We start from the raw sequence: 10570 nt of genomic DNA on the forward strand, positions 1-10570 counted from the left end.
TGCCGCCGGGCGGGCCTGGGACTGCGCTCTCGAAGGAGCCAGAGGCCGCAGGCGCTGCACGGGGCAGGTCTTGTGGCACCCCGGGTTCGGGGTCCGACAAGCCGGCGCCTTGCAACAGGCACCGGGCACTGCAGGAAAACGACCGGAAACGACGGTAAAGCAACTGCAATCTGACTGCTGTATATCCCGGTGGGAGCGGATTGTGAACGGGTGCAACCCGGGCTGGTATTGGAGATAACCCGAGGTTGTACATCGGGTTAGCCCTAGCTCGAATCGCCCCCTATTCTTTCTTCCTCAACCGATGGTCATGAGGCTGGCATTGCCCCCGGCGGCGGCCGTATTCACGCTCAACGAGCGCTCGCACAGCAGGCGCTCGGGCGCGTAGCTGGCGCCGGCGGCAAGCGCATCCGACGACAGGCCATGCACCGCCACCAGCGGGCCGGCACGACGCGCCACGCGCTGGTTGAGCGCCCGCAGCGTGTCGCCATCACCCTCGAACAATACGGCCTGATACTGCGCCTCGTCGACCTCGGCGTCATCCAGGATGGCGGCCTGCTCGCGTGCCTCAGCATCGAGACCGGCCAGCAGCGCCTGCGCGGCCGGCGTGTCGGCGAACCAGGCCTGGTTGCCGGTGGCGCGCGCCACCGCCCATTGCGCGCGGGCACCGGCATCCGTCGCCGCCACGCAATAGACCGCGCCGCGCGGCTCGACCATATAGGTGTTGGTTTCGCCCGTAGGGCCGGGCAGCGCCAGCGCGACCGGCATGCTGGTGGCACCCTTGAGCGCCGGCGGCAGGCCTTGCGGACGCACCGACAGCAGGCGGTACATGTACAGCGGACCGCCCGCCTTGGGACCGGTGCCGGAGAGGTTTTCACCGCCGAAGGGCTGCACACCCACCACCGCCCCCACGATATTGCGGTTGACGTAGAGGTTGCCGGCCTGGACGGCCTCGGTCACGTGCGCCACGGTTTCGTCGATCCGCGTGTGCACGCCGAAGGTGAGGCCGTAGCCGGTGCCGTTGATCTGCTCCAGCACGCGGTCGAGATCGCCTCGCGCGTAGCGCACCACATGCAGCACGGGGCCGAACACTTCGCGCTTGAGTTCGCCGATGTCCTGGATCTCGATCAGCGTCGGCGGCACGAAGGTGCCGCCGCGGCATTCCGGTGCCAGCTCGACCTGGTCGACGCGATGGCCGGCCGCGCGCAGCGTGTCGATGTGGTTGAGGATGTTGTGTTGGGCTTCGCCGTCGATCACCGGACCCACGTCGGTAGAGAGGCGATCGGGGTTACCCACGCGCAGCTCGCGCATCGCGCCGCGCAGCATGGTGAGAACGTGATCGGCGTTGTCTTCCTGCACGCACAGCACACGCAGCGCCGAGCAGCGCTGGCCTGCCGAATCGAACGCCGAGCTCAGCACGTCGAACACCACCTGTTCCGACAGGGCCGACGAGTCGACCACCATCGCATTCTGGCCGCCCGTCTCGGCGATCAGCGGAATGGTGTGGCCGTCGTCGTCGAGGCGCTCGGCCAGGCTGCGGGCGATGATGCGCGCCACCTCGGTCGAACCGGTGAACATCACGCCGCGCACGGCGGCGGCGCCCACCAGGCGCGCGCCGATGGTCTCGCCACGCCCCGGCAGCAGTTGCACCGCGCCCGCCGGCACGCCGGCGGCGCGCAGGATGGCCACGGCCTGGGCCGCGATCAGCGGCGTCTGCTCGGCCGGCTTGGCCAGCACGGTGTTGCCGGCGGCCAGCGCGGCGGCCACCTGACCCGTGAAGATCGCCAGCGGGAAATTCCAGGGGCTGATGCACAGCACGGTGCCCAGCGGACGGTGCGTGTCGTTGTCGAACTCGCGCTCTGCCTGGTCGGCGTAATAACGCAGGAAGTCGACCGCCTCGCGCACCTCGGCAATCGCGTTGGGCAACGACTTGCCGGCCTCGCGCACGATCAGGCCGAGCAGATTCTGCATCTGCTCTTCGAGCATCTGCGCCGCGCGGCGCAGGCATTGCGCGCGTTCGACGACCGGCGTGGATTGCCAGATCGGGGCGACGTTGGCCGCGCCGCGCAGCGCAATGTCGGCCTCGTTTTCGTTGGCTTCCATCACCCGGCCGACCACGTCCCGCTGATTGGCCGGATTGAGTACGTCGATGGCGCGGGCATCGTCCCAGAGCGGATCGCCCTCGCCCAGCATCGGCGCGGCGCGCCACGGGATGGCGGCGCTGGTCTGCAGTGCGGCCGACAGCGATCCCAGGCGATGTTCGTTGCTCAGATCCAGACCGGCGGAGTTGGCGCGCACCCCTTCGCTGGTGTTGCCATACAGGTCGCGCGGCAGCGGGATCTTCTCGTGCGGCGCGCCCAGCGGCACCACGCGCGACGCGGCTTCGACCGGATCGGCGACCAGCTGCTCGACCGGAATGGTCTCGTCGCCGATGAGGTTCACGAACGAGGTGTTGGCGCCGTTTTCGAGCAGGCGGCGCACCAGATAGGCGAGCAGCGTTTCGTGCGTGCCCACCGGGGCGTAGATGCGGCAGGGGCGATTGAGCTTGCCCTGGGCCACGGGGCCGACCACTTCGTCGTACAGCGGTTCGCCCATGCCGTGCAGGCATTGGAACTCGTATTGGCCGGGGTAATAGTTTTGCCCGGCCAGGTGATAGATGGCCGCAAGCGAGTAGGCATTGTGCGTGGCGAACTGCGGGTAGACCGCCTCGGGCGCGCCGAGCAGCTTGCGCGCGCAGGCCAGGTAGGCCACGTCGGTGTAGACCTTGCGCGTATAGACGGGGTAGCCCTCGAGGCCGTCGACCTGGGCACGCTTGATTTCGCTGTCCCAGTAGGCGCCCTTGACCAGGCGCACCATCACGCGGTGGCCGCTGCGGCGCGCGAGATCGATCACGTAATCGATCACGAAAGGCGCACGCTTCTGATAGGCCTGGATCACGAAGCCGATGCCGTTCCAGCCGTCGAGTTCGGGCGTGAAGCACAGCGCTTCGAGCAGGTCGAGCGAGATTTCCAGGCGGTCGGCTTCTTCGGCATCGATGTTCAGGCCGATGTCGTATTGGCGGGCGAGGATCGTGAGCGCGCGCACGCGCGGCAGCAGCTCGGCCATCACGCGCTCGCGCTGGGCACGCGAGTAGCGCGGATGCAGCGCCGACAGCTTGATCGAGATGCCCGGGCCTTCGTAGATGCCGCGGCCGGCCGCCGCCTTGCCGATGGCGTGGATGGCCTGTTCGTACGAGGCGTAGTAGCGCTCGGCGTCTTCGGCCGTGGTGGCGGCCTCGCCCAGCATGTCGTAGGAATAACGGAAGCCGCGCGACTCCAGCTTGCGGTTGTTGGCCAGCGCCTCGGAGATCGTCTGGCCCGACACGAACTGCTCGCCCATCATGCGCATGGCGATGTTGACGCCCTTGCGCACCAGGGGCTCGCCGCCCTTGCCGATCAGGCGCGTGAGCGCGCGCGACAGCGATTGTTCGCTGCTCACGGACACCAGCTTGCCGGTGATCATCAGGCCCCAGGTGGCGGCATTGACGAACAGCGACTGCGAACCGCCCATGTGCGACTTCCAGTCGCCGCGGGCGACCTTGTCGCGGATGAGCGCGTCGCGCGTGGCGCGATCGGGGATGCGCAACAGCGCTTCGGCCAGACACATCAGGGCCACGCCCTCCTGGCTCGACAGCGAAAACTCCTGGATCAGCCCTTCGACACCGCCACCGGTGCGCTTGGCGCGCAGCGCCTGCACCAGCTTGGCCGCCATCGCATGCGTCTTTTCGAGCTGCGGCATGCGGGCCTGCCCCAGCAGCAGCGGCACGCACTCGGATTCGGGGCGGCGGTAGGCAGCCGTGATCGCGGCGCGAAGGACCGACTGCGGCTGCACGTCCTGGCCGAAATCATAGAACGGCGGGTGATTCACGACCGGCGTGTCGTCGAGGTCGTCCACACCGCCGTCTTCACGGCCCAGATGCGCCATCTCGGGCGGCAATTGGCCGCGTTCGATCTTGTCGAGATAGGAGACGATGGCCTGCTTGTGCAGCCAATGGGGTGTGCAGTTCAGCTTTTGTGCGGCCGCCTTGAGGCGATCCCGCAGCGCGTCGTCGACCTTGACGCCCAGGGTCGTGCTAGCCATAAATCGTGGGTTCCTGATACAGCATGGGAAGGCCGCGCGAGGCGGCATGGCGAGCGTGCCCTGGTGAAACCCACAGACGATCGGGGGCCCCGGAGCACCTCGGTGCCACCGTATGCTAATCAGGTTGCAACCCGGTCGATATACAGGTTAACCCTTACATACCTCGGGTTAACCGCATGGAAACAAGAGAGATTCTTCGGAATGACCGGAATCAACACGGCGCCTCGCCCGCCCCTCCCGGCTCCAAAACGGGACAAATGAGGCCGATCAGCCGGCAACGCGTCGACAAAATAAAAAAGGCGCGGTGCTACCCGCGCCTTCGGATCCGAAAATGTCTTCAGCGGGCCCCGTCCGCCAGTTGGGTGCAGCCGGAGACCCTCACCTGTTCGCTCGCCGGCTGGGCGTCCTGCCCGCCGGAACGCACCGCGCTGGCGATGGTACGGGCGAGCAATTGCGCGGCCTGCTGCTGCGCGGTGACGAGGCCGGTCACGGCCGCACCCTCGACCGGCACGCTCACCACGGTGCGGCAGACGAGTCCGCGGCCCTGCGCATTGAGCGGCCGCGCGCGCCAGGTGGCGTCGAGCACGGCCGGGCCCCCGTCGTTCATGTCGAAGCGCTGCACATCCGTCTGCACGCGCCACACCGGCGCGCCCGCGGCCGGCCGCACCACCTGCACGTCGAGCACGCCCAATTCGCGCGTGAGGCCGTCGGACAGTGCCGAGCGCAGTTCGTCGGGCAGCGCGCCCGTCCAGCGGTCCGAATACAGCGGCGCCACGGTACCCGCCCCCGTGCGCAGCATGATCTGAGGTTGATCCACCTGACTGGGCACCGTCACCGGCAGCACCTCGATCATGTACGACGCATTGCCCGTGGACGCTGGCGCCGCCTGCTGGGGCGCCAGCAAGGTGTAATAGCGAGGCGTGGGCGAGGAGCCGCAGGCCGCGAGTGCCACCGCCACGCCCACATACGGCAGACCGCGCAAGAAAATGGACTTCATGGATTAGTTCCTGACAGGGCCCGCGCCCGGGATGGGATCTTCCCCACGCCCGCGCAGCAAGGCTTCGGGATTGGCCTGGAGATAATCGGACAGCGCACGCAGCGAGCGCGCGGCCCGGCCAAGCTCCTGCATGGCGCGCTCGGTATTGACCGGCAGCGACGAATCCGAAGCGAGCAATTCGTTGACCGCCGACAGCGACTGACGCGCCTGCTTGAGGACCGACTGCGCCTCGGGCGCCACGTCTTTCTCGAGGCGGCCCATGAGCTTGGAGGTGTTGGCGAGCGTGCTGCGCAGCTCGTTGCCGATCTGCTCGAACGGGATCTTCTCGACCTTGTTGACGATGCTGGTGATCTGCTCCTGCAGCTGATCGAACTGACCCGGAATGGTCGGGATGGTCATCGGCTCGGTCGGCTTGTAATCCACCGGCGGCGCCTTCGGGAAGTGGTCGAGCACGATGAAGAGCTGGCCCGTCAGCAGGTTGGCCGACCGCATCTGCGCGCGCAGACCGTACTTCACCATCACGGTCATGACCTGGCCCGGCGCCAGATGGCCCGTGCCCACCTTTTCGGCCTCGGCGCGGATCTCTTCGTACAGACGGCCCAGACGCTCGGGGTAGAGCGTGGCGTCGACCCAGGCGAAGAAGCGCTTGGTCTTGCTGTCGAAGTCGATCGTGATCTTGGTGACGTCGCCGAGCGTGATGCCCTGGAAGTCGATCGGCGCGCCGACCGACAGGCCGCGCACCGACTGATCGAAGCGCATGCGCACGGGGAACGGCTCGCCATCGGTGTTGGCCTTGGCAACGCCTTCGCCGGTGTAGAGCTCGAACGTGTCGTTCTCCTTGGCCACCTCGGTATTGCGCGGGGAAACGTCTTCGAACGCAATGCCGCCGATGGCCACCGACACCAGCGACTGCGTGCGCACCTTCAGCCCTTCCGCGTTCACCGAAAAATCGACGCCGCTGGCGTTCCAGAAGCGCGTGCCGCTGGTCACGAACTTGTCGTTGGGCGCATCGACGAAGATCTCGACGTTGACGGCCTTGCCGTCCTGGTCGAGCGAGTAGCCCACCACCCGCCCGACGCTGATACGGCGGTAGTAGACGGGCGAGCCGATATCGAGCGAACCCAGGTCACGCGCCTTGAGCATGAAGCGCTTGCCCTCGCGATCGTGCGTGACGGCGGGCGGGGTTTCGAGCCCCACGAAATCGAACTTGCTGGCCTTGGCGGGCGCCTCGCCGGTGTCTTCGGCGGCATCGACGCCGATGTAGGCGCCCGACACCAGGGTACCCAGGCCGGACACGCCGCTCACGCCCAGGCGCGGACGCACCACCCAGAAGTTGGTGCCTTCACGCGCGAGATTGGAGACGTTGCGGGTGAGCTCGGCCTCGACGACGACCTTGCTGCGGTCTTCGTTGAAACCGATGCCCTTGACCTGCCCGATGGTCACGTCTTTGTAGCGCAGCTGCGTCTTGCCGACTTCGAGCCCTTCGGCGGTCTCGAACTGGATGGTGATCTCCGGACCGCTCTGCATCCAGGTGCGAACCACGAGCGACAGCCCGGCCACCGCCGCGATCAACGGAACGAGCCAGATCCAGGAAATGCGCGAGCGTTCTTTCTTCGAGACGGACACCTTGTGCACCGGGGTGCCACCAGGAGGAGTCTGTTCGGCCATTGTCACGTTTCCTTTGTACGACGCCGCATGCCTGGGGCATGGGCAACTCCGGCAATTGTGCCAGTTACATCATTGAATGCCATTGTGCCTTAAAGGCGCGGATGCGGCGTCCCGCCGCGTTCAGACCGTAGGCGACGCCGGCGAACGCTCGGCAGGCCGCGACGCCTGGACCTGCTCATGAAAGTGCGGATGGTCGTGCGCCCATTCGGACCGCTCCTGCACGTCCCATGCCCGGCGCATGTCGAAACTCATGGCGGCGAGCATCGTGAGCACCACCACGAGCCCGAAGGCCGCCGCACCGGGCGCGGCGCTGATCTGCATCAGGCCCGGGAAATCCGCCAGCGCGGCAAGCAGGATCACCACGAAGACGTCGAGCATCGACCACTGCCCGATGAACTCGACCAGCTGATACAGGCGGGTACGCTGGCGCAGATTGGTGGCGCTGCCGTTCTGGGTGGTGAAAGCCAGGAACGCCAGCGAGAGGATCTTGGTGAGCGGCACCACCACGCTCGCGATGAACACGATCAACGCGATGTCCCATGAGCCGGTCTCGTAGAGCTCGACGACGCCGCCCAGGATGGTATGCGCGCCGTCGCCCAGCAACGAGGTGATGTTCATCACCGGCAGGACATTGGCGGGAATGTAGAACACCGCCGCGGCCAGCAGCAGCGCCCAGGTGCGCGCCAGGTGGTCGGGCTTGCGATAGTGCAGCACGGCGTCGCAGCGGCGGCAATGGTGCGTGGCTTCAGGGTCTTCGGCGCTGGACAGGGCCTGCACCTGACCGCACACATGACAGCCGGCCAGCACCGTCGCGCCGCTCATGTCGGGAAGATGGACTTCGGTCGCGCCCTCGAGCTCGGCCATGCGCCATACGGCGGCCGGCGAGAGACGGCTCATGATGGTGAGCAGGATGGTGAGAAAGCCGAAGCCCAGCAGACCCACGGCCGGCGCGACCGACGCCATGCCGGCCAGCTTGACCACGGAGACGACCACGCCCAGCAGGAATACCGGCACCATACTCCAGGGCCGCACCAGGCCAAGCATACGCAGCACCGTGCGAAAGCCCGGCGCCAGCCGCCCGCGCGCAAGCGGCCCCAGCACCCACAACAGCAACACGATCTGCAGCAAGGGGATCAGGAATCCCACGATGCCGGTCATGATCGCCACGGCCCAGTGATCCTGGCGCCAGGTGATGGCCACTGCGTCGAGGAAGGTGGCGTCGCTGACCATGCCCTGCACGGTCAGGGTGGCCACCGGATAGATGTTGGCGACCAGAAAGATGATCAGCGTGCCGAGCGCGAGCGCAAACCAGTTAGCGGGCGTGAGCCCGCTGTAGCGCCACAGGGTGGATTCGCAGCGTGCACAGCTCGCTGCCTCGCGCGGGGCCAATGCGTGCCAACGATAGACGTTGCCGCAGTGTTCGCACGAGAGCAGCGAGTGACGGTCGTCGCTCAAGGGGTGCCCGGACTCAGTCGACCAACTCGACTTCCGGCTTGTCGGACGCCTTGGGCGCCGCCTTGTCCGGCGTCTCGAAACTCAGCACGACCTTGTCTTCGTCGTCGAGGTCGACCGTGACATTGCCACCGTCGGCCAGCTTGCCGAACAGCAACTCGTCGGCCAGCGCGCGGCGGATCGTGTCCTGGATGAGACGCTGCATCGGCCGTGCGCCCATGAGCGGGTCGAACCCGTTCTTGGCGAGGAAGTCGCGCAGTTTCTCGGTGAACACGGCTTCGACGCGGCGCTCGTGCAGCTGATCTTCGAGCTGCATGAGGAACTTGTCGACGACGCGCAGGATGATGTCGCGCGACAGCGGTGCGAACGGAATGATCGAATCGAGGCGGTTACGGAATTCCGGCGTGAACATGCGCCGGATTTCGGCCATCTCGTCGCCCGTGGCGCGGCTGTTGGCAAACCCGATCGACGGACGATTCAGCGTTTCGGCGCCCGCATTCGTCGTCATGATGAGGATGACGTTGCGGAAATCCGCCTTGCGGCCGTTGTTGTCGGTGAGCGTGCCGTGGTCCATGACCTGCAGCAGGATATTGAAGATATCCGGGTGCGCCTTCTCGATTTCGTCGAGCAGCAGCACGCAGTGCGGCTGCTTGGTGATCGCCTCGGTGAGCAGACCGCCCTGATCGAAGCCCACGTATCCCGGCGGCGCGCCGATCAGGCGCGAGACGGCATGGCGCTCCATGTATTCGGACATGTCGAAGCGCAGCAGCTCCACGCCGAGCGTGAAGGCGAGCTGACGCGCGACCTCGGTCTTGCCCACCCCGGTCGGGCCGGAGAACAGGAACGCGCCGATCGGCTTGTCGGGCTTGCCCAGGCCGGAACGGGCCATCTTGATCGAGGCGGCGAGCGCCTCGATGGCCTGGTCCTGGCCGAACACGACAGTTTTGAGGTCGCGGTCGAGCGTGGCCAGCTTGCTGCGGTCGTCGTTGGAGACGGACGCCGGCGGGATGCGCGCGATCTTGGACACGATGTGTTCGATCTCGCCCTTGCCGATGACCTTTTTCTGGCGCGAACGCGGCAGCAGACGCTGGGCCGCGCCGGCCTCGTCGATCACGTCGATCGCCTTGTCGGGCAGATGACGATCATTGATATAGCGCGCGGACAACTCGGCGGCGGCGGACAGCGCCGCGGCCGAATAGCGCACGTTATGGTGTTCTTCGAAGCGGCTCTTGAGGCCACGCAGGATCTGCACGGTCTGCTCGACCGACGGCTCGGGCACGTCGATCTTCTGGAACCGGCGGCTCAAGGCGTGGTCTTTTTCGAACACGCCGCGATATTCGGTGTAGGTGGTCGCGCCGATACACTTGAGCTGGCCCGAGGACAGGGCCGGCTTCAGCAGGTTGGACGCGTCGAGCGTGCCGCCCGAGGCCGAGCCGGCCCCGATCAGCGTGTGGATCTCGTCGATGAACAGGATCGCGTCGGGGTTGCCGCGGATCTGCTTGAGCACGCCCTTCAGGCGCTGTTCGAAGTCGCCGCGGTACTTGGTGCCGGCCAGCAACGCGCCCATATCGAGCGCGTAGACCTGGGCGGCCTGCAGAATCTCGGGGACTTCGCCGCGCGTGATGCGCCAGGCGAGGCCTTCGGCGATGGCGGTCTTGCCCACGCCGGCTTCGCCGACGAGCAGCGGGTTGTTTTTGCGGCGGCGGCACAGCACCTGGATCACACGCTCGACCTCGTGCTCGCGACCGATCAGCGGATCGATGCGGCCCGCCAGCGCGGCGGCGTTGAGGTCGGTGGCGTACTGATCGAGCGGCGACTGGCGCGACTCGCCCTGCTCTTCGCTGCTGGCTTGCTTCTCTTGCTGCACGGCGGAGGACTCCTCCTGCGGCTGCTTGGTAATGCCATGGGACAGGAAATTGACCACGTCCAGGCGCGTGACGCCCTGCTGTTGCAGGTAGTACACGGCGTGGGAGTCTTTTTCGCCGAAGATGGCGACCAGGACATTGGCACCGGTAACGGGCTTCTTGCCCGTGCCGCCTGCCGATACATGCATGATCGCGCGCTGAATCACGCGCTGGAAACCGAGCGTAGGCTGCGTATCCACTTCGGCGCCACTGGGGATGACCGGGGTATTTTCGGTCACGAACTGACGCAGGTTACGGCGCAAGTCATCCAGATTGGCGGCGCAAGCGCGCAGCACTTCGACAGCCGAGGCGTTGTCAAGCAACGACAGCAGCAAATGCTCGACGGTAATGAATTCATGCCGGGCCGAGCGCGCCTCGACAAATGCCATATGCAGGCTGACTTCAAGCTCTTGGGAAATCACGCTTCCTCCGT

At 66.5% G+C, this 10570-nt stretch carries 5 protein-coding genes; all 5 read right to left on the bottom strand.

Annotated features, from left to right (window positions below; translation table 11 throughout):
• Nucleotides 1-294: 294 nt before the first annotated feature.
• Nucleotides 295-4116: a trifunctional transcriptional regulator/proline dehydrogenase/L-glutamate gamma-semialdehyde dehydrogenase gene (gene putA / locus CEK29_RS15505; protein ID WP_094858627.1), complete on the bottom strand. Its 3822-nt coding sequence runs from the start codon at nucleotides 4114-4116 to the stop codon at nucleotides 295-297.
• A 337-nt stretch (nucleotides 4117-4453) separates the two neighbouring features.
• The gene (locus CEK29_RS15510) at nucleotides 4454-5113 is read right to left on the bottom strand and encodes a PqiC family protein (protein WP_094858628.1); all 660 of its coding nucleotides are present in this window, start codon (nucleotides 5111-5113) and stop codon (nucleotides 4454-4456) included.
• A 3-nt stretch (nucleotides 5114-5116) separates the two neighbouring features.
• Nucleotides 5117-6781 (bottom strand): PqiB family protein, encoded by a 1665-nt coding sequence (locus CEK29_RS15515; RefSeq protein ID WP_094801882.1) that lies wholly within the window; start codon nucleotides 6779-6781, stop codon nucleotides 5117-5119.
• Between the two features lie 120 nt (nucleotides 6782-6901).
• The gene (locus CEK29_RS15520; protein WP_094801884.1) at nucleotides 6902-8236 is read right to left on the bottom strand and encodes a paraquat-inducible protein A; all 1335 of its coding nucleotides are present in this window, start codon (nucleotides 8234-8236) and stop codon (nucleotides 6902-6904) included.
• Between the two features lie 13 nt (nucleotides 8237-8249).
• A complete protein-coding gene (clpA, locus tag CEK29_RS15525; protein WP_094801886.1) occupies nucleotides 8250-10559 on the bottom strand; it encodes an ATP-dependent Clp protease ATP-binding subunit ClpA in 2310 nt (769 codons plus the stop codon).
• Nucleotides 10560-10570: the final 11 nt, after the last annotated feature.

This window comes from Bordetella genomosp. 5, from assembly GCF_002261475.1.
Classification (GTDB): domain Bacteria; phylum Pseudomonadota; class Gammaproteobacteria; order Burkholderiales; family Burkholderiaceae_B; genus Bordetella.